This window comes from Allorhizobium paknamense (genome assembly GCF_030815125.1).
GTDB lineage: Bacteria > Pseudomonadota > Alphaproteobacteria > Rhizobiales > Rhizobiaceae > Allorhizobium > Allorhizobium paknamense.
Genome location: NZ_JAUSWH010000004.1, coordinates 30,271 through 54,447 on the forward strand (window position 1 = coordinate 30,271; position 24,177 = coordinate 54,447).

The following is a 24,177-nucleotide window of genomic DNA, read 5'->3' on the forward strand; positions in this document are numbered from 1 at the left end:
CTGTCAGGATGAGCGAGATGAATGATGTTTCCCGGCCAGCCGCAGCCCTGCCGGCTGCCGCAGACGCCCCGGCAAGCCGAGGCGGCATGGGTCCATGGCGAAGGGCATGGCGGCTTTTGAGCCGAGACCCGGCAGCCATTGCCGCCGCCCTCGTGCTGCTGGTCATTATTGTCTCCAGCCTGGCCGCCCCGCTTTATGCTTCGACCATTGCCGGGACCGATCCCTTTCGCTCCAATCTCAGCGGCCGCATCACGCTCGATGGCCAGCGTGTCAAGATCATGCAGCCCTCCACCGAGGGTCTCGGCCTCGGCGTCACCCCCATCGGCCCCACCTTTGAGGCGCAATATTTCCTCGGTGCCGACAGTCAGGGCCGGGATGTGGCGGCACGGCTGTTTTATGGCGGGCGCAATTCGCTGCTGATCGCAGCGTCCTCCACGGCCATCTGTCTGTTGCTGGCCGCCCTTCTCGGCATTTCCGCAGGCTTTTTCGGCGGCATCGTCGATATGGTGCTGTCCCGCATTCTCGATATTCTCTGGGCCTTTCCGGTCTATCTTCTGGCGATTTCGCTATCGATCGTGCTGATCTCCAAAGGCCTCGTGCTGGGGCCAATCGTCATCAACGCCAACAGCCTGCTGCTGCCCATCGGCATTATCGGCATCATCTACGTGCCCTATGTCGCCCGGCCCGTGCGCGGGCGGGTGCTGTCGTTGAAGAACAGCGAATTCGTGCTGGCGGCCATCGGCCTTGGCATTCCGAAATGGCGCATCCTCCTCAAGGACATCCTGCCGAACGTCTCCACCATGCTGATCGTCTTCATCCCGCTGATGATGGCGCTGAACATCATCACGGAATCGGCGCTCTCCTTCCTGTCCATCGGCGTACAGGCCCCGGATGCGAGCTGGGGCACCATCATCCAGGATGGCCAGGGCCTGCTGTACAGCCGCCCCGCCGTGGCGCTGGCGCCCGGCATTGCCATCGTGCTGACGGTGCTGGCGCTCAACGTGCTGGGCGACAGCGTGCGCGACGCGCTCGATCCGCGCACCAAGATTATCTGAGAGGACCGTGCCATGCTCACAGCCATTGTCCAGAGACTGGCCCAGATGCTGTTCGTGCTCTTCGGCATCTCCGCGCTGGTGTTCCTGATTTTCTTCGCCACCCCGGGCGCCGACCCTGCCGCCCGCATCGCCGGGCGCAATGCCTCGCCGGAAACCGTTGAGGCCATCCGCAAGGAGTTCGGCTTCGACCGGCCGTTGCCGGTGCAATACGGCATCATGATGAAGCGCCTGTTCATCACGCAAGACCTCGCCTCCTTCGTCAATCGCGGCATGCTGGTGGTGCCGGAAGTGGCCAAGGCCGCGCCCGTCACGCTGTCGCTGGTGCTGGGGGCCGCCGTGCTCTGGGTGATCGGCGGCGTGGCGGTGGGAGTGGTGGCGGCGCTGGCCCGCGATACGGCGCTGGATCGCGGGCTGATGGTGCTGGCGCTGATCGGCGTTTCCATGCCGGTCTACTGGCTGGGCGAGGTGATGAACCTCGTCTCCCAGAGCCGGTTTCACGACAGCTTTCTGTTTTCCTGGGTGCCGGCACTTGGCTACAAGCCGCTGTTCAGTGATCCCGTCGGCTGGTTCACCACGCTGATCATTCCCTGGATGACGCTGGCGGCCCTTTACATCGGCATCTATGGCCGTGTGCTGCGCGCCAATCTGGTGGAAGCCTATCAGGAGGATTTCATCCGCACGGCGCGTGCCAAGGGACTGAGCCCGGCGCGTGTGATGCTGCGGCATGCGCTGCGCACCTCGCTCATTCCCTTCGTCACCATGTTCGGGCTGGATTTCGGCTCGCTGGTCGGCGGCTCGGCGCTGTTGACGGAAGTGGTCTTCGGGCTGAACGGCGTTGGCCGCCTCACCTATCAGGCGCTGCTCAACCTCGACCTGCCGATGATCCTCGGCACGGTGATGTATGCCTCCTTCTTCGTGGTGCTCGCCAATGCGCTGGTGGACATCGTCTATGTGCTGATCGATCCACGTGTGCGGGGGAACTGACCCATGACCATGGCGGAAAAACCCATGCTGCTGGACGTGAACGGTCTCAGCGTCTCGTTTGCCACCGATCGCGGCTTCGTGCGGGCGGTGCGCGATGTCTCCTTCTCCGTGCGGGAAGGAGAAATCCTCTCCATTGTCGGCGAATCCGGCTCCGGAAAATCGGTGACGCTGCTGTCGCTGCTGGGCCTGCATGATGCCAAAACCACGCGGGTGGATGGCACCGTCAGCTTTCGGGGCCAGCGGATCCTGGAACTGCCGGCCAGCCGCATGCGCCGCATTCGCGGCAAGGATATCGGTCTGATCTCCCAGGACCCGATGACGGCGCTAACGCCGGTCTATACCATCGGCTGGCAGATCGCCGAGCAAATTCGCGCCCATGAGGCGATTTCGGCGCGGGCCGCCCGGCTGCGCGCCATCGAACTTCTGGGCGAGGTGGGCCTGTCCAATCCCGGCGAGGCGGTGGACCGCTATCCGCACCAGCTTTCCGGCGGCATGCGCCAGCGGGCGGTGATCGCCATGGCGCTGTCCTGCAATCCGGCTCTGCTGGTGGCGGACGAGCCCACCACGGCGCTGGACGTCACCGTGCAGGCGCAGGTGCTGGACCTGCTGCTCAGGCTGCGCAAGGATTTCGGCTCGGCGATCATTCTCATCACCCATGACATGGGCGTGGTGTCGGAAGTGGCCGATCAGGTGGCCGTCATGTATGCCGGGCGCATCGTCGAGCGCGGGCCGACCGAAGCCGTCTTCGCCAATCCGCTGCATCCCTATACCTGGGGGCTGATGGGGTCGATCCCGCCGCTGACCGGGCCCCGCCTTGCGAGGCTCCGGTCCATTCCCGGCATGCCGCCGACACCCGACCGGATCGATGACGGCTGCGGCTTTGCGCCTCGCTGCCGCTTTGCCCGGCCTGACTGCGCCCGTCATCCCCCGCTGCACCGCCTCGGCAGCCAGTCCGCGCTGTGCGTTCTGGACCCGGCGGAGCGCGTGGCGCTGCGTGAAAACGAACTGACCCTGGAGACCGAGGCATGACGATGACGAACCAGGCTCCGCTGCTCGCCGCCCGTGGCCTGACCCGCCACTTCACCGTGGGTAAGACCATGCGCCCCGGCTCAGGCCGTCTGCTGCAGGCGGTGGATGCCGTCGATCTCGAGGTGTTTCCGGCGGAAGTGCTGGGCCTTGTCGGCGAATCCGGCAGCGGCAAATCCACCCTTGGCCGCTGCCTGACAAGGCTCTACGAGATCACCTCCGGTGAACTGGACTTCGACGGCGAGACCATTACCAAGGCCGATGGCGCCGCCCTGAAGCGGGTGCGCCGCCAGATGCAGATGATCTTCCAGGACCCCTCTGCCTCGCTCAACCCCCGCCGCAAGGTGCGCGACGTGCTGGGCGAGGTGTTGAAGGTGCATCGCATCCGCGAGGGCGCGGCGGTGGAGGACAGGCTGCGGGAACTGATGGATCTGGTCGGTCTTCGCCGCGAATATCTCGACCGCTATCCGCATGAATTTTCCGGCGGCCAGCGCCAGCGCATCGGCATTGCCCGGGCGCTTGCCGTGGAACCGAAGATGATCGTGGCGGACGAGCCGGTCTCGGCGCTCGATGTGTCGGTGCAGGCGCAGATCGTCAATCTGTTCAGCGATCTCAGGGAGCGGCTGAACCTCACCTATGTGTTCATCGCCCATGATCTGGCGGTGGTGCGGCAGGTCTCCACCCGCGTGGCGGTGATGTATCTCGGCTCGATCGTCGAGATCGGCGAAACGGACGCGCTCTATGCCCATCCGCGCCATCCCTACACGCGCGCCCTGCTCTCGGCCATTCCGCAGCCGCATCTGCGGCAGCGCAAGGAGCGCATCCTGCTCAGCGGTGAAATTCCAAGCCCGCTCAGCCCGCCCTCCGGCTGCAAATTCTCCACACGCTGCCCGCATGTGCAGCCGCTGTGTCGGCAGGTTCGCCCCGCTCTCCAACCCGGCGCCCATGGCGTCGCCTGCCATTTCCCGCTGGAATAAAGCACTGTCCGGAGAAAAGCGGAAACCGGTTTTTCGTTCGAAAATGCGTAAAATCAGGAGGTTAGACCACACCGATGTGCATCACCTGCCAACACACCATCCATCGCGCCAGCCACCATTTCGGCTGGAACCGGGATTTTGAGCCGACCCTGGTGGCAAAACCCGGCGAGACCATTCTGTTTGAATGTATGGATTCCTCCGGCGGGCAGATCGGCGCGGACGCCTCGCTGGACACACTGGCTGCGCTCGATTTTTCCCGTATCAATCCGGTCTCCGGCCCTGTCTTCATCGAAGGCGCGGAACCCGGCGACGTGGTGAAGGTGACGCTTCGGAAATTCCATCCCTCCGGCCTCGGCTGGACCGCCAATATCCCGGGCTTCGGCTTGCTGGCCGACCAGTTCAAGGAGCCGGCCCTGCATCTGTGGCACTATGATCCGGCCTCGCTTGCACCAGCACTTTACGGCCCTGGCGGACGGGTGCCGCTGAAGCCCTTTGCCGGCACCATCGGCCTTGCCCCTGCCGAGCCCGGCCTGCATTCCGTGGTGCCGCCGCGCCGGGTGGGCGGGAATATGGACATTCGCGACCTTTCGGCGGGCGTCACCCTTTATCTCCCCGTCGAGGTCGAGGGCGCGTTATTTTCCATCGGCGATACCCATGCCGCCCAGGGTGATGGCGAGGTTTGCGGCACCGCCATCGAAAGCCGGATGGACGTGGAACTGACGCTCGACCTCATCAAGAACCGCCCGCTGCAGAGCCCGCGCGTCACCGTGACGGAACCGGTGACCCGCCATCTGGACGGTGCAGGTTACGAGGTAACGACCGGCATCGGCCCGGACCTGATGACGGGCGCGCGCGAGGCGGTGATGCGGATGGTGGACCTGCTTGCCGACGAACACGGCATGACGGCGGTGGATGCCTATATGCTCTGCTCGGTCTGCGGCGACCTGCGCATCAGCGAAATCGTAGACCTGCCCAACTGGGTGGTGAGCTTCTATTTCCCGCGTATCGTGCTGCAATAAAGCCTTGTCCAGAGAAAAGCGGAAACCGGTTTTCCACCCGGACATGCCTAAGCCCTCCACACGCATCTTGCCAGGCCAACGCTGCGTTGCGAATCGGGACGCACGCTTCTCACCCCGACACAGCCAGCGCAATTTATGGTGTTCTGTTAGCAAAAAGTGAAGATTTCTTTCCTACACTTCGCACATTGGGGATGTGGCTGTCTGTCCCGATCCTGGAATGTGGGGGATGTGGGACGGCAGCAGTGTGTGGGGCAACCGCGGGGCAGCGGCAAACCGTGACCTTTCGGAAGCCATGTTGAGAATCTCATCATGTGCGGCGTAAGGACGGAGGGCGTCTGATCCGCGCAAAGGGTATGCAGATGCCGGATCCGATTATTGGCTCAGTTCAGACATCCGCGGCGGTTCAGCCCGCATCCCCTCCGCGCGCCACCGTGGATGAGACCGAAATGGAAGGCCTGAGCTTTCTGGAGCGGGAAACCTACCGGCTGGCGCGTGACGCTGAACGCAGCAACAATGTCGAGGACAAGATGGTCCTCAACGTCGTTCATCCCCCTGCCCTTGTGCTGCTCGCCCTGTTGAATGGGGACCGCAGTGAAAGCGAATCCGACCTGCAACGGGCCAAGGAAGCCTATGAGGAAATCGCCGCCTCTGCAGTGCCGGACCCCGCTCCCGCAGAGCCCGCCGCCTCGGCGGCAAAGACGAGTGGGGAGCCTGCGGCCTCTCCTTCTTCCGCCTCCGGCTCTGCAAAGCCCTGACCTAGAGCATTGTCCCGAGAAAAGTGGAAACCGGTTTTCCCTCCGGAAATGCGTAGAAACGCTCTGACCGGACAGCTTTGATGATGATGCCGATATGCGTGTGGCGCATATCAGCCATGCTGGTCGTTTTGCGAAATATCAAGGGTATGATCGCGCTGTCATTTCATGGTGCCTGAGCGACCATCTGCCTCCTTCTGATGTTGGAGGGGGATGGCGGAGGTTTGAGGCTTGCTGCGCGGGCTCCCGCTCAGCTGCCGCCGATGGAGATGTAAGAGACAATGCTGCGCGACCGGATCCGTTTTCAACCGCTTCTCGAAAAGCTCTGCACGGCGGATGAGGCTGCAAGCCTGATCCAGGATGGCATGACGGTCGGCATGAGCGGCTTTACCCGGGCTGGCGAGGCCAAGGCCGTGCCGTTGGCGCTGGCCGAGCGCGCACGCCAGCATCCGCTGAAGATCACCCTGCTGACCGGCGCGTCGCTGGGCAACGATCTCGACAAGACGCTGGCCGAGGCGCATGTGCTGGCGCGGCGCATGCCGTTCCAGTCGGATCCGGGCCTGCGCAAGGCCATCAATGCCGGAGAGGTGATGTTCATCGACCAGCATCTCTCCGAAACGGTGGAGCAATTGCGCACCCGCCAGATCCCGCCGGTGGACATTGCCGTGGTGGAAGCCGTGGCGATCACCGAACATGGCGGCATCGTGCCGACCACGTCCATCGGCAATTCCGCCAGCTTCGCCATTCTGGCCGACAAGATCATCGTCGAGCTCAATCTGTCGCAGCCGGTGACGCTGGAAGGCCTGCACGACGTCTATATTCCCTCGCGGCGTCCGGCCCGCATGCCGATCCCGGTGGTGACGCCCGAAAGCCGGGTGGGCCTGCCTTATATTCCGGTGCCGCCGGAAAAGATCGCCGCCATCGTCGTCTCGGAAAAGCACGACAGTTCCGCCGCCATCCAGCCGCCGGATGACGAGACCAATGCCATTGCCGACCACTTGAAAGCGTTGCTTCTCAAGGAAGTGCAGGCCGGGCGCATGGGCTATGATCTGCTGCCGCTTCAGGCCGGCATCGGCACCATTGCCAATGCCGTGCTGCATGGCTTTCTCGACTCACCCTTCCACGACCTGAAAATGTATTCCGAGGTCCTGCAGGATTCGACCTTCGAACTGATGGATGCCGGTAAACTGACCTTTGCCTCGGCCTCCTCCATCACGCTTTCCGCTGAGATGTACCAGAAGGTCCTGCCAAGGCTTGCCGAGTACAAGCACCATCTTTTGCTGCGCCCGCAGGAAATCAGCAATCACCCGGAGGTCATCCGCAGGCTGGGGATCATCTGCATCAACACGGCGCTGGAGGTGGATATTTACGGCAATGTCAATTCCACCCATGTCGGCGGCACCCACATGATGAACGGCATAGGCGGCTCCGGCGATTTTGCCCGCAATGGCTACCTGTCGATCTTCGTCACCAAGTCACTGGCGAAAAACGGCGCCATCTCCTCCATCGTGCCGATGGTCAGCCATGTGGATCATACCGAGCACGATACGGACATCATCGTCACGGAACAGGGATTGGCGGACCTGCGCGGCCTCGCCCCCCGGGAACGCGCCGCCCTTATCATTCACAACTGCGCCCACCCGGATTATCGGGACCAGTTGCAGGATTATTTCGACCGTGCGCTGACGCGCGGCGGCCAGACGCCGCATCTGATCGAGGAAGCCCTCTCCTGGCACCAGGCGCTGCGGGAAAAAGGGACGATGCGGACGTGATACCAAGGCTCGAAGATGCATACGCATCCTCGCCTTGAAGGAATTTCGAATATCTCAAATGCATCAGGGGCTTGAGATATTCGAAAAGGGAATAGGAACGGTCATTTTCAATGACCGTTCCTATAAGCCGGATCGCCGGTCTTATATCTTCCTAAAGGTCAGATAGGCGGAAGACCGTCCCTCGCGGCGCGCCTTGGCCTCGTATCGCGTGCTCGGCCAGCCTTCATAGGGGGTGAGCCAATCGGCGCTGGAGCGCGCTTCCCAGGCAAAGCCGCCGTGATCGCGGCAATGGATCAGCGTCCAGTTGACATAGGTGTCGATGTCGGACGCAAAGCAGAACAGGGCTCCGGGCTTCAGCACGCGATGAAAGCGCTGAAGGTTCACCTCAGACACGAAGCGGCGCTTCCAGTGCCGCTTTTTCGGCCAGGGATCGGGATAGAGAAGATCGATCTGGTCCAGGCAGGCATCGGGCAGCCAGTCCAGCAATTGCGTGGCATCGTCATCATAGACGCGGATATTCGGCAGGCCTTCGGTCTCGATCACCGCCAGCAGTTTGGCCATGGAATTGACGAAGGGCTCGACGCCGATAAAGCCGGTTTCAGGAGAGGTGCGGGCGCGATGGGCGAGATGTTCGCCGCCGCCAAAGCCGATTTCCAGCCTCAGCCGCTCCACCGGCACGGGAAAAAGCGTCTCGAGCCTCGCCGGTGCCGGTTGATCGAGATCGACCTTGCGCAGCGGCAACAGATCGGCCATGCGGCCCACCTGCTGCTCACGCAGGGGTTTTCCCTTGCGGCGACCGAAAAAGGCCTCGGTCGCCCGGCTGCGGCGTGCGTCTTCGCTCATGCACTCATGCTTTCCACTATCAATTCAAGGCGAAGATGTACACCACATCCACGCCCTGACAGCGTTCCTGATATCTCATTCGCCTCATTGGCTTGAGATCATCAAAAAAGCAATATCCGCAGCCAGCTTCAATGACCGGCAATCTTACCCGTCAATCGCCTGCTTGAGCGGCTTCACGAGGTCGAGCTTCTCCCAGGAGAAGGAACCGTCACGGCCGGACTTGCGGCCGAAGTGGCCGTAGGCGGAGGTCTTGGCATAGATCGGCTTGTTAAGGTCGAGATGACGGCGAATCCCCGACGGCGACAGATCCATCACCTTGCGGATCGCAGCCTCCACCTGATCTTCCGAAACCTTGCCGGTGCCGTGCAGGTCGACATAGATCGACAGCGGCTGGGCAATGCCGATGGCATAGGAGATCTGGATGGTGCAACGGTCGGCAAGATCGGCTGCCACGACATTCTTGGCAAGGTAGCGGGCGGCATAGGCCGCAGACCGGTCCACCTTGGTGGTATCCTTGCCCGAGAACGCACCGCCGCCATGGGGAGCTGCACCGCCATAGGTATCGACGATGATCTTGCGGCCCGTAAGGCCCGCATCGCCGTCCGGCCCACCGATGACGAACTTGCCGGTGGGGTTGATATACCACTTGCAATCGGCAGCGACCTTGAGATCGCCCAGCGCTTCCAGAATGAAGGGCTCGACAACCGCGCGGACCTTTGCCGAATCCCAGCTTTCATCGAGATGCTGGGTGGAGAGCACGATGGAGGTCACTTCCGCCGGCTTGCCATCGACATAGCGCACGGTCACCTGGCTCTTGGCGTCGGGGCCGAGCTTGGCCACTTCCCCCTCGCCCTTCTTGCGGGCCGCGGAGAGCAATTGCAGGATCTTGTGGGAATAATAGATCGGCGCCGGCATCAGGTCCGGCGTTTCACGGCAGGCATAGCCGAACATGATGCCCTGGTCGCCGGCACCTTCGCTGTTGTTCTGGTCGGCAGCCTTGTCCACGCCCTGGGCGATATGGGCGGACTGGGAATGCAGCAACACGTCGATGCGCACGGTCTTCCAGTGGAAACCATCCTGCTCGTAGCCGATATCGCGAATGGCCTTGCGGGCGGCAGACTTGAACTTGGCGGGATTGATCACCTCGTTGCCGTTCTTGTCCGTCTTCATCAGGCTCGGCGGCAAGCGCACCTCGCCGGCGATCACGACGCGATTGGTGGTGGCAAGGGTTTCGCAGGCAATGCGCACAGTCCAGGGATCGACACCGGTCTTGGCGGCCTCCCGATAGACCAGATCGACGATTTCGTCGGAAATTCGGTCACAGACCTTGTCGGGATGACCTTCGGAAACGGATTCACTCGTAAACAGATAGGCGGTGCGCATGCGGGATTCCCCTCAATGAACCAAACGACTCTGTGTTAGAGCCTCTCCGGTTCAAAAACAAGGGACAGAACGACATAAATATATCTTTATGTGAGCAATTCCCTAACGCCGTCGATTAGAGTTTCTACATGTTTTCAGACGGAAAACTGGTTCCCACTTTTCCTGCAAACACCCCCTACTTACGTGTTTGCGGACGGAAAACCGGTTCCCACTTTTCCTGCAAACACTCGCTATTTCCGTGTTTGCGGACGGAAAACCGGTTCCCACTTTTCCTGCAAACACTCTGAAAAAAGGCACAAAAAAAGCGGCCCGCACGCCGCTTTTTTTCGTCCATATCGGTTGCCTTACTCGGCGTCGGCCTCGGCGGCCAAAGCCTTGACCAGATCGACAACCCGGCGGCGAACCTTTGGATCGGTGATTTTCACGAAGGAGCGGTTAAGCTGCAGACCTTCGGAAGACGAGAGAAAATCAACGACATAATTGGAGCTTGCAGCTTCAGAGAAACCACCTGCGCCATTTGCGGCATGTTCACCCGGCGCATCTTCGAAGAAGAAGGAAACCGGAACATTCAAGATGCTGGAAATATTTTGAAGCCGGCTCGCACCCACGCGGTTCGTGCCTTTTTCATATTTTTGAATTTGCTGAAAAGTAATGCCCAGGCTTTCGCCCAGTTTTTCCTGGCTCATGCCCAGCATGGTACGGCGAAGACGAATGCGGCTACCGACATGGATGTCGATCGGGTTCGGCTTCTTCTTGTTCTCTAACATGGCGTAATCCTGACGATGGTTGTAATTACATCATAACCCGCAGTGCTTGCAACTTTATATAACGTGACGTTGTAAGATGGTTGATAAAAGTCCCATCCCGCAATGTCACTGCGGATACAACCACTATGCATTTTTAGGGGTTTTTGGTCAATTGCCCTTCGAAACAAAACCTAAACGAGAAATTACAGCCCCTGATAATAACAAAGCAGTTACCATCCAGAAATTGTAATTAGGGCTTGGGAGGCCATTTTCAATGGGTTTACGCAACCTTAAGGATATGTCTTTTGCACCCTCCGCGTTTAATCCAAGACCCGAAACTACCCGTCCCTGCGGATCAATTGTGGCAGAAATGCCATTATTCGCGTCGCGAATGAGAAAGCGTCCGCTTTCAACCGCCTTCATGCGGGCCTGGAGAAAATGCTGATAGGGACCGGGCGTATTGCCGAACCAGGCATCATTGGTGACATTGACGATGAGGTCGGATTGCGAAAGCGCCTCATCCTCAACCTGCGGAAAAATCACCTCGTAGCAGATCAGCGGATAGAGCTTCAAGCCGTTGGGCAAGGTCAGGAGATTGCGGCGCGCACCCGCCGTGAAGCCGCCCGGAAGTGCGACCAGGTTTTCGATGCCAAAGCGCTTCAGTAGATTTTCCCAGGGCACATATTCTCCGAAGGGCGTCAGGTGCACCTTGTCGGTCGCGGACAGGATCTGGCCGCTGTGATCGATGACATAGATGGAATTATAATAGAGTGGCGCCTCGCCTGCCGCCTGTTCTTCGGAACGCACGGTTCCGGTGACCAGAACCTGCCCCTCTTTCAGCACGGCGGCAATGCGTTGCAGGGCATCGGGGTTTTCGGTCAGAATGAAGGGAATGGTGGTTTCCGGCCAGACGATGATATCCGGCTGGCGGCCGCCTGCTTCCGGCGGTAGCGCCGTCAGCCGCAGATGTTTTTCGAAGACTGCGACGCGGTCCGAATTCTGCAGCTTCACCGACTGGTCGATAGCCGGCTGCACCAGCCGCACCGTCACCTCCTGGCCGTCGCCGGTGGCCTCGGAGAGATGCAGTTGATAGGCACCGTAGCCAAAATGGCCCGCCAGCAGCAGAAGCGCGAGCGCAATGCCCGGCCGCAGGCCCCGGCGGGTGGCAAACAGGGCCGGCACCGCAAAGACGAAGACCGAGAGCGCCGACATCCCGAAGAGGCCGAACACCCGGACCGACTGCATCATCACCGGCACGGGCATCGCCCCATAGCCGATGGCGTTCCAGGGAAAGCCAGTGGCCACGAAACTGCGAAGCCACTCCGCCAGCCCGAAGGCTGCTGCCAGCGCGGCGATACGACCCAGCCCGTCGGACCAGAACAGCCGGGCGAAGGCTGTGGCCACCCCGTAGAAGATCGCCAGAACGGCGGGCAGGCCAAGAACCGCCAGCGGCAGCGCCCAGGCAAACTCGTCAGCCTCCAGCAAAAGCGCTGCCCCCACCCACCAGAGACCGGCAACGAAATAGCCCAGCCCGAACAGCCAGCCGATCAGAAACGCGGATCGCAAGCCCCGCGACCCCATGCGCTCAGGATTGCTGCCCACCCCATCCATCAGCCAGACCAGCAAGGTGAAGGAGAAAAACAGGGCCGCGAAAAAACTGACCGGCGGCATGGCCAGCGCACCGAACGCGCCCGCCAGCAGCGCCAGCACGGCCCGCCCCCATCCACCGAGAAGCATGATCCTGCCCGCCAGCCGCTCCATCCTCAACTCCATCCTTCGAATCAATTCGCGCGCAGTCTTTCAAAAAAGCCGCTCTTTGTCCCCAACACCGCCGATTGCGCGAAATCCACATTGCGCTTTCACCGGCAGCAGATAAGATCATATCATGAACAAAATCGATTCCCTGCTGACCTCGACCGCCTTCGTCCTTGGCGATTTCCATCTCAGCTTCGGCGCACTGTTTCTGCTGCTGTCGGTGCTGGTTGCGCTCATCCTGCTGATCGCGCTGGTCTTTCGCCGCAAGGACGGCGAGAGTGAGGCTTTCGCGGAAGCGCAAGCGGCGCGTCAAGCCCTGGAAGAAGAGCGGATGGCGGCCCTTCTCAGGGCCCAGGCGGAAATGCAAGGCCGCCTGGCCGCAATGACCGACATGCTGGGCGCCAAACAGACGGAGTTCAGCCGCGTCATCAATGAGCGGCTCGATGGCCTGACGCACCGCATCGGCACGACGCTGACGGAGCAGACCAAGTCCACCCACGAAAACCTGCGGCATTTGCAGGAACGGCTGGCCGTGATCGATGCCGCGCAGAACAACATCCAGTCGCTGGCCAAGGATGTGGTCGGCCTGCAGGCGATCCTGTCTAACAAGCAGACGCGCGGCGCTTTCGGCCAGGCGCGCATGGAAACCATCGTGGCGGACGGATTGCCGATGGGGGCCTATGCCTTTCAGGAAACACTGTCCAACGGCTCGCGCCCCGACTGCGTCATCCGCATGCCGAACGGCCAGCCGCCGCTGGTGATCGACGCGAAATTTCCGCTGGAAGCCTGGAATGCCATCCGCGATGCCGAAAGCCCCGAGCACAAGAAGACGGCCTCGCAGCAGTTCCGCCGCGACCTCGAAGTGCATCTCAAGGACATTTCCGAGAAATATCTGCTGGCGAGCGAAACCCAGGAAACTGCTTTCCTCTTCGTGCCATCGGAATCGATCTTTGCCGAAATCCATGAAAATTTCGAGGGCGTGGTGCAGCGGGCGCACCGGCTTCGGGTCGTCATCGTCTCTCCCTCGCTGCTCATGCTCTCCATTCAGGTCATCCAGGCGGTGCTGAAGGATCAGCGCATGCGCGAACAGGCGCACCGTATCCAGAAGGAAGTCATTCACCTGATGGAGGATCTGGGACGGCTGGACGACCGCACCCGCAAGCTGCAAAGCCATTTCCTCGCCGCCCAAAAGGATGTGGACATGATCCTCACCTCTGCCGAAAAGATATCCAAGCGCGGCGGCAAGATCGAAGCCATGGATTTCGACAGCCAGCCGGAACTGCCCAGCCGCGAGACAACCGCAGCAGAAAGCCGCACCGGTCTTCTCAAGCTGAGGGTCGTTGACGAAGACTGAGGCTTCAGCCACAAGAGCGGCGGACTTTTCGCTGCAATGCGCCTTATGGTCCTTCCGATTTGAAATCTTGATGCGGGTCCGGACGGAAAAGCCCTGTCTGCCTTCGGCCTGCCAATGCTCCGGGGAAACGTCATGATCACCGTCTTCGGCTCCATCAACATGGACCTCATCGCCACCACGGCTCGCCTGCCGAAGCCCGGGGAGACCGTTGCCGGTACCGGCTTTGCCACCGCCGCCGGCGGCAAGGGCGCCAATCAGGCGCTGGCGGCCCGGCGCGCCGGGGCTGAGGTGAAGATGGCAGGCGCTGTAGGCAAGGATGATTTTGCCCCCGCCGCCCTTGCGCTGCTCGATCAGGCCGGAACCGATCTTTCGGCGGTCAAGACGGTGGATCAGCCCACCGGCACGGCCCTGATCCTGGTGGAGCAGGACGGAGAAAACATGATTGCCGTCGTGCCCGGGGCCAATGGCCTGGTCACCAGCGCCGACGCCACAGCCACGGTCAAGGCGATGTCGCGCGGCGACAGCCTGGTCCTCCAGCTCGAAATTCCCGCGGCTGCCGTTGAAACCGCGCTGCATGAGGCCAAGGCCGCGGGCATTCGCACCCTGCTCAACATCGCCCCGCTCACCGAAGAGGCGGCAAGGCTTGGCAGGCTGGCCGATATCGTTATTGCCAATGAGACGGAATTCGAACGGCTCGCCGGAGAAACCGGCCTTGGCCCGGCGGAACGCGAAGCCGCCCTCAAGCGCATTCACGGCGAAACCGGGCAGACGCTGATCGTGACACTGGGCGCAGATGGCGTCATGGCCATCCGGGATGGCGCGTTGCTGCGCGCGGCAGGCCTGACCATCGAGCCGGTGGATACGGTCGGCGCGGGCGACACCTTCTGCGGCTATCTGGCCGCCAGCCTCGACAAGGGGCTCGATTTCGGTGAGGCCTTGCGCCGCGCTGCCGTTGCCGGTTCGCTGGCCTGCCTCAAGGCCGGTGCCCAACCTTCCATTCCGCTGGCGGGCGACGTCGAGACGCGGCTGTGAGCGAAAGCAGGAGCGGTTTGCGCAAGGCTGGCCGCGCCAGCCTTGCCTTTCTCCCGGCCTATCTTTTCGCGCTCTATCTCTTCATGCTGATCGGCCATCTTGTCGAGGCCATGCAGAAGAACTGGGAGATGGAGACCGTCCCACGCCTGCTCATCGATCCCTGGCTGATGGCAATTTTCGTCTATCCGTTTGCCTTGCCCTTCGTGCTGCCTTTCGCACTCGGCTCGATCGTGATCCTGCTCAGGCGGCAATGGGTTTCTCGCAGGCATTTCCTCGTGGCAGGCGGTCTCAGCGGGCTTTGCGCCTTCGGGCTGTTCACCCTCGTGGCGCAAGAGAGTTTCACCGCCATGGATACCCCTTTTTCCTTCGCCGCCGCTCTTCTGGCGGGCATGACGGGCGGGGCGTTTTTCAAGCTGTTCAACGAGAGATAAAAAGGCCGAAGCGATAAGCTTCGGCCCGCATCACGGAATGTCTCCGCAGGATCGCGGCATCACGGAACCAGAAGCGTTCCTGCACCATGCTCGGTGAAGATTTCAAGCAGCACGGAATGCGGCGTCTTGCCGTTCAGGATGACCACGCCCTGCACACCGGCATTGATGGCGTCGATGCAGGTTTCCACCTTCGGGATCATGCCGCCGGAAATGGTGCCGTCCTTGATCAGCGCCCGGGCTTCCGCCACCGACAATTCCTTGATCAGCTCGCCCTGCTTGTTCAAAACGCCCGGCACGTCGGTGAGGAAGAGCAGACGGTCGGCACGCAGTGCGCCAGCAATGGCGCCGGCAAAGGTATCGGCATTGATGTTATAGGTATGGCCGTCGCGGCCGGGCGCAACCGGGGCGATGACGGGGATCATTTCCGATTTGGCCAGAAGATCGAGCAGCGTGCGGTCCACTTCCACCACTTCGCCGACAAAACCGAGGTCCAGCACCCGCTCGATGTTGGAATCGGGGTCGACCACCGTTTTCTTGGCCTTCTCGGCAAAGACCATGTTGCCGTCCTTGCCGCAAAGCCCGATGGCCCATTCGCCGGTCTGATTGATAAGCGCGACGATTTCCTTGTTGATCGAGCCGGCCAGCACCATTTCGACGATCTCCACCGTCTTCTGGTCGGTCACGCGCAGGCCACCCTCGAATTTCGATTCGATGCCCATCTTGGCGAGCATCGCACCGATCTGCGGCCCGCCGCCATGCACGACGATCGGGTTGACGCCGGACTGCTTCAGAAGCGCGATATCCTCGGCGAAGATCTTGCCGAGTTCAGGGTTGCCCATGGCGTGGCCGCCATATTTCACCACGATGGTCTTGTTTTCATAACGCTGCATAAAGGGCAGCGCCTGGGCCAGCAAACGGGCCTGCATTTCGCTTTCTGAGGCGCTCATGGGCTCTTCCTTCGGATTGTTTCGGGGCCTTGTATCGCAAGATTCGCCGTGTGGGAATAATCCACTTGGCCCCCGCAGCCGAATTGCTCTTCGCCGGATCAATCACGGGAAGAGGATGTTATGAGCGAAGATATCGCCGCCTTGCTGGGTCGCGTCGCCTTGAGGGAGCGCAGCGCCTTCAGCGAGCTTTACCGGCAGACGAGCCCGAAACTTTTTGGCCTTTGCCTTCGTCTGATGAAGGACAGGGGCGAGGCAGAGGATGCGCTGCAGGAAGTCTATGTGCGGATTTGGCAACGCGCAGCCACTTTTGCAGGGTCAGGACACACGGCCTGGGCTTGGATATCGGCTGTGGCGCGCTATCATTGCATCGACAGGTTGCGCCAGCGGAAGCAGGCGGCAACCGAGCTGGATGAGGCGGAAGCCTTGGCCGACCCTGCGGCTGACCCGGAAACCGCTGCCCATTGGAGCAGTGAGGGAAAGCGGATTGACAGTTGCATGGAAGCGTTGGAAGCTCAGCATGCGGCGGCTGTGAAGCAGGCCTATGTGGAGGGGCTCAGCTATCAGGAATTGGCGGTTCGTTACGGCGTGCCGTTGAATACGATGCGGACATGGCTAAGGCGCAGCCTGCTGAAGTTGAGAGAGTGCATGAACAGATGACGACACCGGATCAGAGCAAGGGAGATCGCTCGCGGGACGAAGTTCTGGCGGGCGAATATGTGCTGGGCGTGCTGGGCGCGGAGGAGCGCCGGCAGGTCGAGGACAGGTTGCGCAAGGATCGGCAATTTGCCGCGATCGTGCACCGATGGGAGGAAAATCTCTCCGACTTCAACGAGGATTACGGCGTGGAACTGCCGCCGCCCGAGGCGTTTGCCAAGGTAGAGGCAAAGCTTTCCCCTCGTGCGCCCCGTTCCGGCCTTGCCTTCCGGTTTGCCGATCTTTGGAATTCTTTGGCCTTCTGGCGCGGCATTGCCCTTGTCAGCCTGATCGGGATTGCAAGTTTTGCCGGGGTGGAATTCGGGCTTTGGGAAAGCCGGTTCTCCGCACCGCCGATGGTGGCCGATTTGCAGGCGGAGGATGCCGCTATTTCGCTGGTGGCGCGTTTCGACCGTATCAGCGGCAAGCTGAAGGTGACGCCGGTTGCTGCGACCGCTCCGCAGAAGAAGTCGCTGGAGCTTTGGGTGATCGATGGCAGCAAGCCTGCCCGGTCGCTGGGCGTCCTGCCGCAAAGCGGCGAGGGTGAGGTGATCGTGCCCGACAGCCTGCGGCGGCAGGTCAAGGAAGGGGTGGTCTTTGCCGTCAGCGTCGAACCCTTTGGCGGCTCGCCCACCGGCAGCGCCACCGGGCCGGTGATTGCATCGGGAACCCTGCACGGCTTGTAAATTTTTTTTCGATCGAGGTGAAACTCTTTCTGGAAAGCGCTCGTCCTTAAGGTCAGTTCCGGCGCGGTGGTGGTGGCCAGTGCTCCACCCACGCGGAACAGGACCAACGAAACAGGAAGAGGAAGTCATCCATGAAGAAGACCGGTTTTCGCCTGATCGCCATCGCCTCCCTCGTTGCCGCCCTGAGCGGAACGGCTCTCGCCAAGAACCCCATGGTGGGCGGAGCCGCCATGTATGAAAACAAGAACATCGTGGAAAATGCCGCCAACTCCAAGGATCACACCACGCTGGTGGCGGCCGTGAAGGCAGCCGGCCTGGTGGGTACGCTGGAAGGCAAGGGCCCCTTCACCGTGTTTGCCCCCACCAACGAAGCCTTTGAGAAGCTGCCCAAGGGCACGGTGGAAACGCTGCTGAAGCCGGAAAACAAGGAAAAGCTGACCAAGGTTCTCACCTGCCATGTCGTGGCTGCCGATGCCATGTCGAGCGCCATTGCCAAGATGATCAAGGATGACGGCGGCGAGCACGACGTGAAGACCGTGGGCGGCTGCATTCTGAAGGCAAAGGAAAAGGGTGGCAAGATCACCCTGACGGATGAAAACGGCGGCGTGGCCCATGTCACCATTGCCGATGTCAAGCAGTCCAACGGCGTGATCCACGTCATCGACAAGGTCCTGCTGCCGAAGATGTAAGGCAGATCAGACCCGGCGCACGTGGCCGTCTGGACCATCGTCACGCTTGACGGCCCGGGCTCATCAAGGCGAAGAGCGCAATCCCATCTTCGCCTTGATGCAATTTTCGATCACCTGCATAATTTTACCCTTAAATCCAAATGGATTTAAGGGTAAAATTATGCAGGTGATTTAAAGCGCACCAGCGAATCTTTGTGCGCCATATATGGCGCACGGCGCTGTAATGCCTGCGAGCAATCTCGCTTCATGCTCCGTTTGTCATCGCGGCTCTTCGCGCCGAACGGAATTTCACGTCAAGTCCGGTTTTTTCACCAATAATTAACCCCTTTTCCATCCTAGAATAATCATTGCCGCGGCGCTGCGGTGAGCGTAAAAAAACCGTAAATTTTGACAGTGATCGGTCTTGCCGATGTATGCTTATGAAAGCATGAAGAGAGCCCCGCATATGTACCGCGCCTTAACCCGGGACATCGAGGTCAGCGTTGAACCCTATTACCTGCCGGACCAGTCGGATCCGGAGGATAGCCGCTATGTCTGGGGTTACCGCGTTGTGATCACCAATCATTCCGATGTGCCGGTACGGCTGATGCATCGTTATTGGCATATCACCGACCAGAACGGACAGGTGGACGAGGTCAGCGGCCCCGGCGTGATCGGCGAACAGCCAAGGCTGGTGCCAGGCGAAACCTATGAATATTCCTCGGGCTGCCCGCTGGATACGCCCTCCGGCATGATGTTCGGCCATTACCAGATGGAAACCGATGCCGGAGAGATGTTCGACGTGGCCATTCCAGCCTTTTCGCTGGACACGCCCGACCTGCGCCGCGTGCTAAACTGACGCAACGGGCGTCAAGGTCCACTGAACCGCCCAAGCGCCCATCCGGCCTTCCGTGACGCCCTCATTGCTCCAGAGCGGGTCACCTTGCGGACGCTCCTTCACCATCACATCCTCTGCCGAAAGATTCGCAAAGAGCGAAAGCAGGCTGCCATCACCCAGCCACCACTCGACACGAAGCAGACCGCCTTCTACGGAAAACTGTGCGGCACGCCCGCCTATGCCCTTCAGCCGGGGGACGATTTCCGTGTGCCGGAGGCCGATCAACGTCTGATAAAGCGCCAGAGCCGCTGCCTGCTCAGGCAGATTTCTCTCTTCCCAATTCAGCTTGGCGGAATAAAAGGTTGTATCAGCCACCGGATCTGGCGTGGATTTGGCGCTTTCCTCGTCGAAACCCGGCAGGCGCGCCAGTTCCTTGCGGCGGCCTTGCCGCACCTTTTCGTTCAGTTCGTCGTCAAACTGGCAGAAGAAGGGAAAGGGGGTTGAGGCCTGCCATTCCTCGCCCATGAAGATCATGGGAATCTGCGGCGCCAGCAGATAGACCGCAGCCAGTGCCGCCGTTGCCTGCGGTGAAGCCACCTCGAAAATCCGGTCACCCCAGGCACGATTTCCCACCTGGTCATGGTTTTGGATGAAGGAAATGAAGGCCGTCGGCGGCAGATGCGCGCTGGCACCCCCGCGCTCGGAGCCGCGATAGGGCATGACCTCACCTTGATAGACGAAGCCTTCCGCCAGCGCCCGGCCGATCTGCGGCAGCCCCTCGGCGAAGTCGGCGTAATAGCCGAAATCCTCTCCGGTCGAAGCCACATGCAGCACATGATGAATGTCGTCATTCCATTGCGCCGTGTAAAGCGAAGGCTGGCCATCGGCCTCCCGCTCCAGAAGCGCGGGGTTGTTTTCCTCGTTCTCGACAATCAGGTGCACATGCCGGTCCGGGGCGGCTGCCCGGAGGCGCCGCGCCATTTCCGTCAGCAAATGCTCCTTGCTGTCATCCTCGATGGCATGGACGGCATCGAAGCGCAGGCCATCGGCCCGAAAATCCGTGATCCAATAGAGCGCATTGCCAATGGCCCATTCCCGCACGGCCTGCGACCCCTCGCCATCATAATTGATGCCTTCACCCCAGGTGCTCTTGTGCTTCTCGGTGAAGATCGGCGCATAGACAGGCAGGTAATTTCCGTCCGGACCGAGATGATTATAGACCACATCGATAAAGACCTGGATGCCGCGCGCATGGGCAGCATCGATCAGTTCCGCCAGTTCCTCCGGGCGGCCATAGCTGCTGTCCGGAGCATAGGGCAGCACCCCGTCATAGCCCCAGTTCCACGGGCCTCTGAAATCGCTGAGAGGCATGAGTTGAATGGCGGTGACGCCAAGCGACGCCAGATGATCCAGCCGCCCCATGGCGCCGCGATAAGTGCCTTCCGGGGTGAACGTGCCGAGATGGAGCTCGTAGATCACCGTCTCTTCCCAGGGCCTGCCCTGCCAATCGACAGTCTTCCAGTTGAAGCGGGTGTCGATCACCTCGCTTGGTCCATGCACATCCTCCGGCTGGAAGCGGGAGCCCGGGTCCGGCACGGCCAGATCGCCAATATGAAAGCGGTAGCGCGTGCCCGCTCCAACCCCTTCAACACGCAAGCGATGCCACCCGTCATCTCCCCTCTGCATCGGCAGGGGTTGGCGGTCTTCGATCTGAAGCAGCACCTCCTCCTTCAAGGGAGCCCAAAGGCGGAAATCCACACCCGTGTCATGGAGCGAAGGACCGAAGGCAGGCGATGTCATGGGAACCTCTTGAACCGGCAGCAATCACAAAGGCATGGCGGGCTGCCGTGCCAGCGTGAACAGCGCGCGGCGGCGAATGTTCCCCTGCTTAAGAAAAAACCGGGCTTTACAGTGTTTCTAGAGCATGTCGCGCAAAAGTGTGCAGCGGTTTTGCGATAACGACATGCGTTAAACCAAGAACGTAAAGCACGTTGCATGAGGCTGATAAGCCGCAACGTGGTTTAGAAAAAGTGGGAACCGGTTTTCGGTCTGGAAATGCTTAAAAACAAAGAGCTGGAGTGTTACCGTGGTTCTATGAAACACGGTAACACTCCAGCCCGATTTTCTTGTTCAGGACCGTTCTTCGGAAAGGAAAGAGATCAGAACTCTTCCCAGTGATCCTGTGCAACCGCGGCATTGCCGTGGCTGACGGGGGCACTGGCACGGCGGACCGGAGCGGCGGGGCGGGACGCCGGGGCCGGACGGGCAGCGGGTGCCGATGCGGCCTGGGCGGTCTGGCTTGAAAGTCGCGATGCTTCGGCTCCAGTGCGGAACTGGGCCAGCAACTCCGCCAGACGGCGGCTTTCCTGGGCAAGGCCGGCACCGGCTGCGTTCATTTCTTCCACCATCGCGGCATTCTGCTGGGTGGCGTGGTCCATATGGTTGACGGCGGTATTCACCTCCGCAAGGCCGGACGCCTGCTCCTGGGCGGCCGAGGCAATCGCATCCATATGGTGGTTCATGTCCTCGACCACCTTGGCGATGGTGGAAAGACCTTCGCCGGTATCGTTGACGAGCTTGACGCCTTCGCTGACAGCGGCTTCGGAATTGCCGATCAGCGCCTTGATTTCCTTGGCGGCCCCGGCGGAGCGCTGTGCGAGTTCACGCACTTCCTGGGCAACTACCGCAAAGCCCTTGCCGGCTTCACCGGCACGCGCGGCTTCGACACCGGCGTTCAGCGCCAGCAGGTTCGTCTGGAAGGCGATCTCGTCGATCACCCCGATGATCTGGCTGATCTGGCGCGAGGCATGTTCAATGCGTTCCATGGCGGAGACGGCATTGTTAACGACCACGGCAGAGTGTTCGGCATGCTGGCGGGCATTCTGCACAAGGCTGCGGGCCTCGCCGGTGCGCTTGGAAGTCGCCTGCACGTTGGAGGTGATTTCCTCGAGCGCCGCAGCCGTTTCTTCAAGAGACGCCGCCTGCTGCTCGGTGCGCTTGGCGAGATTGTCGGAAGCCTGGGAAATTTCGCCGCTGCCATTGGCAACGCCCTGACCCACCTGCCCCATGGCCAGCAGCACGGAGCGCAACTGGCTGACGGAGGTGTTGAAGTCATGGCGCAACGCTTCGAATTGCGGCGCAAAGTTCTGGTCGATCTCGCAAAGCAGGTCGCAGGCGGCAAGACGCTTCAAGGCGGCGGCCAGCGAGCCGGTGGCTTCGTTCAGGCGGCGCTCGGCATCCTCTTCGGCGCGGCGTTGCACTTCGATGCGCTCACGCTCGGCATTCTGCCGGTTAACCTCGGCTTCCTGCTCCAGCTTCACCTTGGCCACGGCCGACTGGCGCATGACTTCGACGGCGCCTGCCATTTCACCGATTTCATCCTTGCGATGTGCATCCGGCACCGTCACGTCCAGCTTGCCGTCGACGATGTTCAGCATAACCCGGGTCATGCGGGTGACAGGCTTGGAGACGCTGGAAATGATCCAGACTGCGAAAGCCGCCATCAGCACCACGCCGGCGATGATAAAGCCAAGCGTAAAGGCGGAAGAGCGGTCGAAGGCGGATTGGGCGGCGGCAGCCGATTGCGCAGCCCCCTCGTCGCTCAGCTTGATCACCTCGCCAAGGGCGACAAAGCAATCGACCAGCGGCTGACGGGCGGGCGCGATGGCAGCCACGGCGCTCGCACGATCATTGGCGGCAACGGCGTCCATGATTTTCTGGCGGGCCTGCAGGTAAAGGGCCCATTTCGCCTCGAAATTCGACCAAAGCTGCTTTTCACGGTCGGTTTTGAAGGTGGCGCGCAAATCGGCATAGGATTTCGGGATAGCCGCATCCATCTCCACGAATTCGTCATCCAGGCCTTTGATTTCGGCGGGATCGACGGCAATCGTCTTGCGGATGGTGGTGGTGTGGTAGCGCAGCAAGGTAAACTGGACACCGTCCAGCTTCGACTGGCGCGGCATCCAGACCTGCCTCGTATCCGAGGCTGCGGAAAAGACCACGGAAATCTGGCTGTAGCCGAAGATGCCGAGCGCAACAACCAGCGCAATGGCGGCCCCGGCCATGACCATCAAACGGGCGGAAATTCTCAAATTCATGGAAAAGCCTCGGAAGAGCCATGTTGAAGAAACTACACCCGAGATTGAATCATCAAAAAATAAATTAAGAATGAAAGCATGCGTTTTCGGGACAAAGACGTTGCAATACGGGACTCCCGCAGAATTTGAGGGATCGGTGGCCGACGGCACGGCCACCAATACTCCATTCAAAATACAATTACAGGTTTAAACGGCAGCTTCCATCTCATGCTCGTAGTAGCGGGCAATGATGGTCCAGGCCTCTTCCGCCGTTTCCACGAAGTTCAGAAGATTGACGTCTTCCGGCGCGATCGTCCCGAATTCGGCCAGCGAATCGAAATCGATGATGCGATGCCAGAATTCCTTCCCGAACAGGATCAGCGGAATGGGGGCCATGCGCTTGGTCTGGATCAGCGTGACGGCTTCGAAAAACTCGTCCAGCGTGCCGAAGCCGCCAGGGAAGATGACGATCGCCTTGGCCCGCATCAGGAAATGCATTTTGCGGATGGCGAAATAGTGGAAATTGAAAGAAAGCTCGGGCGTGACGTAAGGGTTCGGCGCCTGCTCGTGCGGCAGCACGATATTGAGTGCGATGGTCGGCGCGCCGACATCGGCGGCCCCGCGATTGCCCGCCTCCATCACGCCGGGACCACCGCCGGTCACAACCACATATTCATGATAATCGAAGCGGGCGGCCTGACGGCTGCATAATTGTGCAAAACGGCGCGCCTCGTCATAGAAGACCGACGCCGCCTCGAGATTGCGCCGCTGGACCTCGTTGCGGGCGGCCCAGGCCGCCTGGCCGGGCGCGGGAATGCGCGCGCCGCCGAACATGACAACCGTGGATTTGATGCCCTTTTCCGCCAGGATCATTTCCGGCTTCAGCAATTCCAGTTGCAGGCGCACGGGGCGCAATTCCTCGCGGCAAAGAAAATCCTCATCCGCATAGGCCAGACGGTAGGAAGGCGATTCTGTCTGAGGGGTCTTCGGCACCACGGCCGCGCTCTGCCGGTCCGTATGGCTGTCCTTCAGCGGGTCCCAGGCCCCGTCACTCTTGCGGCGTTTTCCATTGCGCAGTCTCGCCATTGCCCTGGCCTTTCATCACTTTGTCATTTTGGGCCGCAGAATGCTGCGGTCATC

Annotated in this window: 22 protein-coding genes; 14 read left to right on the plus strand and 8 right to left on the minus strand. The window is 60.9% G+C overall.

Annotated elements, in window-relative coordinates:
* Window positions 1-17 precede the first annotated feature (17 nt).
* The 7 genes from QO005_RS07815 to scpC all read left to right on the plus strand — a co-directional run bounded on the left by QO005_RS07815 (window position 18) and on the right by scpC (window position 7,585).
* Entirely contained in the window at window positions 18-1,055 is a 1,038-nt protein-coding gene (locus tag QO005_RS07815) for an ABC transporter permease (RefSeq protein WP_307157444.1), read from the plus strand.
* Between the two features lie 12 nt (window positions 1,056-1,067).
* Window positions 1,068-2,039, plus strand: coding sequence for an ABC transporter permease (locus tag QO005_RS07820; RefSeq protein ID WP_307157445.1), 972 nt, complete (start codon window positions 1,068-1,070; stop codon window positions 2,037-2,039).
* 3 nt (window positions 2,040-2,042) lie between these two features.
* Window positions 2,043-3,068: an ABC transporter ATP-binding protein gene (locus tag QO005_RS07825; protein ID WP_307157446.1), complete on the plus strand. Its 1,026-nt coding sequence runs from the start codon at window positions 2,043-2,045 to the stop codon at window positions 3,066-3,068.
* Complete coding sequence (locus tag QO005_RS07830; RefSeq protein WP_370878021.1) at window positions 3,065-4,042, plus strand: ABC transporter ATP-binding protein; 978 nt, start codon at window positions 3,065-3,067, stop codon at window positions 4,040-4,042. Before QO005_RS07825 ends, QO005_RS07830 begins: the two co-directional genes overlap by 4 nt.
* A gap of 74 nt (window positions 4,043-4,116) precedes the next feature.
* On the plus strand, window positions 4,117-5,061 hold the full coding sequence (locus QO005_RS07835) for an acetamidase/formamidase family protein (RefSeq protein ID WP_307157447.1): 945 nt from the start codon (window positions 4,117-4,119) through the stop codon (window positions 5,059-5,061).
* 359 nt (window positions 5,062-5,420) lie between these two features.
* Window positions 5,421-5,816: a hypothetical protein gene (locus QO005_RS07840; RefSeq protein WP_307157448.1), complete on the plus strand. Its 396-nt coding sequence runs from the start codon at window positions 5,421-5,423 to the stop codon at window positions 5,814-5,816.
* A 278-nt stretch (window positions 5,817-6,094) separates the two neighbouring features.
* Complete coding sequence (scpC, locus tag QO005_RS07845) at window positions 6,095-7,585, plus strand: succinyl-CoA:acetate CoA-transferase ScpC (RefSeq protein WP_307157449.1); 1,491 nt, start codon at window positions 6,095-6,097, stop codon at window positions 7,583-7,585.
* Window positions 7,586-7,726: 141 nt separating this feature from the next.
* Here scpC and trmB read toward each other — a convergent pair whose 3' ends face one another.
* The 4 genes from trmB to lnt all read right to left on the minus strand — a co-directional run bounded on the left by trmB (window position 7,727) and on the right by lnt (window position 12,318).
* Entirely contained in the window at window positions 7,727-8,428 is a 702-nt protein-coding gene (trmB, locus tag QO005_RS07850) for a tRNA (guanine(46)-N(7))-methyltransferase TrmB (protein WP_307157450.1), read from the minus strand.
* A 144-nt stretch (window positions 8,429-8,572) separates the two neighbouring features.
* Window positions 8,573-9,811, minus strand: a complete 1,239-nt coding sequence (metK, locus tag QO005_RS07855) for a methionine adenosyltransferase (protein ID WP_307157451.1) — start codon at window positions 9,809-9,811, stop codon at window positions 8,573-8,575.
* A gap of 344 nt (window positions 9,812-10,155) precedes the next feature.
* Window positions 10,156-10,578 (minus strand): helix-turn-helix domain-containing protein, encoded by a 423-nt coding sequence (locus QO005_RS07860; protein WP_307157452.1) that lies wholly within the window; start codon window positions 10,576-10,578, stop codon window positions 10,156-10,158.
* 147 nt (window positions 10,579-10,725) lie between these two features.
* Complete coding sequence (gene lnt, locus QO005_RS07865; protein WP_307157736.1) at window positions 10,726-12,318, minus strand: apolipoprotein N-acyltransferase; 1,593 nt, start codon at window positions 12,316-12,318, stop codon at window positions 10,726-10,728.
* 124 nt (window positions 12,319-12,442) lie between these two features.
* Between lnt and QO005_RS07870 the strand changes: the two genes are divergently transcribed.
* The 3 genes from QO005_RS07870 to QO005_RS07880 all read left to right on the plus strand — a co-directional run bounded on the left by QO005_RS07870 (window position 12,443) and on the right by QO005_RS07880 (window position 15,129).
* Window positions 12,443-13,666, plus strand: coding sequence for a DNA recombination protein RmuC (locus tag QO005_RS07870; protein ID WP_307157453.1), 1,224 nt, complete (start codon window positions 12,443-12,445; stop codon window positions 13,664-13,666).
* Window positions 13,667-13,798: 132 nt separating this feature from the next.
* Entirely contained in the window at window positions 13,799-14,698 is a 900-nt protein-coding gene (locus QO005_RS07875; protein WP_307157454.1) for a ribokinase, read from the plus strand.
* Window positions 14,695-15,129: a hypothetical protein gene (locus tag QO005_RS07880; protein WP_307157455.1), complete on the plus strand. Its 435-nt coding sequence runs from the start codon at window positions 14,695-14,697 to the stop codon at window positions 15,127-15,129. The genes QO005_RS07875 and QO005_RS07880 overlap by 4 nt, the downstream gene beginning before the upstream one ends.
* Window positions 15,130-15,188: 59 nt before the next feature.
* Here the strand turns inward: QO005_RS07880 and argB are convergent, their stop codons facing one another.
* On the minus strand, window positions 15,189-16,076 hold the full coding sequence (gene argB / locus QO005_RS07885) for an acetylglutamate kinase (protein WP_307157456.1): 888 nt from the start codon (window positions 16,074-16,076) through the stop codon (window positions 15,189-15,191).
* A 120-nt stretch (window positions 16,077-16,196) separates the two neighbouring features.
* Between argB and QO005_RS07890 the strand changes: the two genes are divergently transcribed.
* From QO005_RS07890 to apaG, 4 genes are all read left to right on the plus strand, one after another.
* On the plus strand, window positions 16,197-16,733 hold the full coding sequence (locus QO005_RS07890; RefSeq protein ID WP_307157457.1) for a sigma-70 family RNA polymerase sigma factor: 537 nt from the start codon (window positions 16,197-16,199) through the stop codon (window positions 16,731-16,733).
* The gene (locus tag QO005_RS07895) at window positions 16,730-17,455 is read left to right on the plus strand and encodes an anti-sigma factor (RefSeq protein ID WP_307157458.1); all 726 of its coding nucleotides are present in this window, start codon (window positions 16,730-16,732) and stop codon (window positions 17,453-17,455) included. Before QO005_RS07890 ends, QO005_RS07895 begins: the two co-directional genes overlap by 4 nt.
* Window positions 17,456-17,586: 131 nt before the next feature.
* The gene (locus QO005_RS07900) at window positions 17,587-18,144 is read left to right on the plus strand and encodes a fasciclin domain-containing protein (protein WP_307157459.1); all 558 of its coding nucleotides are present in this window, start codon (window positions 17,587-17,589) and stop codon (window positions 18,142-18,144) included.
* A 445-nt stretch (window positions 18,145-18,589) separates the two neighbouring features.
* Window positions 18,590-18,982, plus strand: a complete 393-nt coding sequence (gene apaG / locus QO005_RS07905) for a Co2+/Mg2+ efflux facilitator ApaG/CorD (protein ID WP_307157460.1) — start codon at window positions 18,590-18,592, stop codon at window positions 18,980-18,982.
* Here apaG and treZ read toward each other — a convergent pair.
* The 3 genes from treZ to QO005_RS07920 all read right to left on the minus strand — a co-directional run bounded on the left by treZ (window position 18,974) and on the right by QO005_RS07920 (window position 24,123).
* Window positions 18,974-20,761 carry a malto-oligosyltrehalose trehalohydrolase gene (treZ, locus tag QO005_RS07910; protein ID WP_307157461.1) on the minus strand — a complete coding sequence of 596 codons (1,788 nt, stop codon included), beginning with the start codon at window positions 20,759-20,761 and terminating at the stop codon, window positions 18,974-18,976. The genes apaG and treZ overlap by 9 nt on opposite strands.
* Window positions 20,762-21,120: 359 nt before the next feature.
* Window positions 21,121-23,058 (minus strand): HAMP domain-containing methyl-accepting chemotaxis protein, encoded by a 1,938-nt coding sequence (locus QO005_RS07915; protein ID WP_307157462.1) that lies wholly within the window; start codon window positions 23,056-23,058, stop codon window positions 21,121-21,123.
* A 186-nt stretch (window positions 23,059-23,244) separates the two neighbouring features.
* Window positions 23,245-24,123, minus strand: a complete 879-nt coding sequence (locus QO005_RS07920) for an LOG family protein (RefSeq protein WP_307157463.1) — start codon at window positions 24,121-24,123, stop codon at window positions 23,245-23,247.
* Between the last annotated feature and the right edge of the window lie 54 nt (window positions 24,124-24,177).

Excerpts from the sequence above, each read along its gene's own strand:
- QO005_RS07815 (WP_307157444.1), top strand. The coding sequence starts at position 18 with ATGAATGATGTTTCCCGGCCAGCCGCAGCCCTGCCGGCTGCCGCAGAC.
- trmB (WP_307157450.1), bottom strand. The coding sequence starts at position 8,428 with ATGAGCGAAGACGCACGCCGCAGCCGGGCGACCGAGGCCTTTTTCGGT.
- QO005_RS07920 (WP_307157463.1), bottom strand. The coding sequence starts at position 24,123 with ATGGCGAGACTGCGCAATGGAAAACGCCGCAAGAGTGACGGGGCCTGG.
- QO005_RS07820 (WP_307157445.1), top strand. The coding sequence starts at position 1,068 with ATGCTCACAGCCATTGTCCAGAGACTGGCCCAGATGCTGTTCGTGCTC.
- QO005_RS07840 (WP_307157448.1), top strand. The coding sequence starts at position 5,421 with ATGCCGGATCCGATTATTGGCTCAGTTCAGACATCCGCGGCGGTTCAG.
- QO005_RS07870 (WP_307157453.1), top strand. The coding sequence starts at position 12,443 with ATGAACAAAATCGATTCCCTGCTGACCTCGACCGCCTTCGTCCTTGGC.
- metK (WP_307157451.1), bottom strand. The coding sequence starts at position 9,811 with ATGCGCACCGCCTATCTGTTTACGAGTGAATCCGTTTCCGAAGGTCAT.
- QO005_RS07875 (WP_307157454.1), top strand. The coding sequence starts at position 13,799 with ATGATCACCGTCTTCGGCTCCATCAACATGGACCTCATCGCCACCACG.
- scpC (WP_307157449.1), top strand. The coding sequence starts at position 6,095 with ATGCTGCGCGACCGGATCCGTTTTCAACCGCTTCTCGAAAAGCTCTGC.
- argB (WP_307157456.1), bottom strand. The coding sequence starts at position 16,076 with ATGAGCGCCTCAGAAAGCGAAATGCAGGCCCGTTTGCTGGCCCAGGCG.
- QO005_RS07890 (WP_307157457.1), top strand. The coding sequence starts at position 16,197 with ATGAGCGAAGATATCGCCGCCTTGCTGGGTCGCGTCGCCTTGAGGGAG.
- QO005_RS07860 (WP_307157452.1), bottom strand. The coding sequence starts at position 10,578 with ATGTTAGAGAACAAGAAGAAGCCGAACCCGATCGACATCCATGTCGGT.
- QO005_RS07900 (WP_307157459.1), top strand. The coding sequence starts at position 17,587 with ATGAAGAAGACCGGTTTTCGCCTGATCGCCATCGCCTCCCTCGTTGCC.
- QO005_RS07825 (WP_307157446.1), top strand. The coding sequence starts at position 2,043 with ATGACCATGGCGGAAAAACCCATGCTGCTGGACGTGAACGGTCTCAGC.
- treZ (WP_307157461.1), bottom strand. The coding sequence starts at position 20,761 with ATGACATCGCCTGCCTTCGGTCCTTCGCTCCATGACACGGGTGTGGAT.
- lnt (WP_307157736.1), bottom strand. The coding sequence starts at position 12,318 with ATGGAGCGGCTGGCGGGCAGGATCATGCTTCTCGGTGGATGGGGGCGG.
- QO005_RS07915 (WP_307157462.1), bottom strand. The coding sequence starts at position 23,058 with ATGAATTTGAGAATTTCCGCCCGTTTGATGGTCATGGCCGGGGCCGCC.
- apaG (WP_307157460.1), top strand. The coding sequence starts at position 18,590 with ATGTACCGCGCCTTAACCCGGGACATCGAGGTCAGCGTTGAACCCTAT.
- QO005_RS07835 (WP_307157447.1), top strand. The coding sequence starts at position 4,117 with ATGTGCATCACCTGCCAACACACCATCCATCGCGCCAGCCACCATTTC.
- QO005_RS07830 (WP_370878021.1), top strand. The coding sequence starts at position 3,065 with ATGACGATGACGAACCAGGCTCCGCTGCTCGCCGCCCGTGGCCTGACC.
- QO005_RS07895 (WP_307157458.1), top strand. The coding sequence starts at position 16,730 with ATGACGACACCGGATCAGAGCAAGGGAGATCGCTCGCGGGACGAAGTT.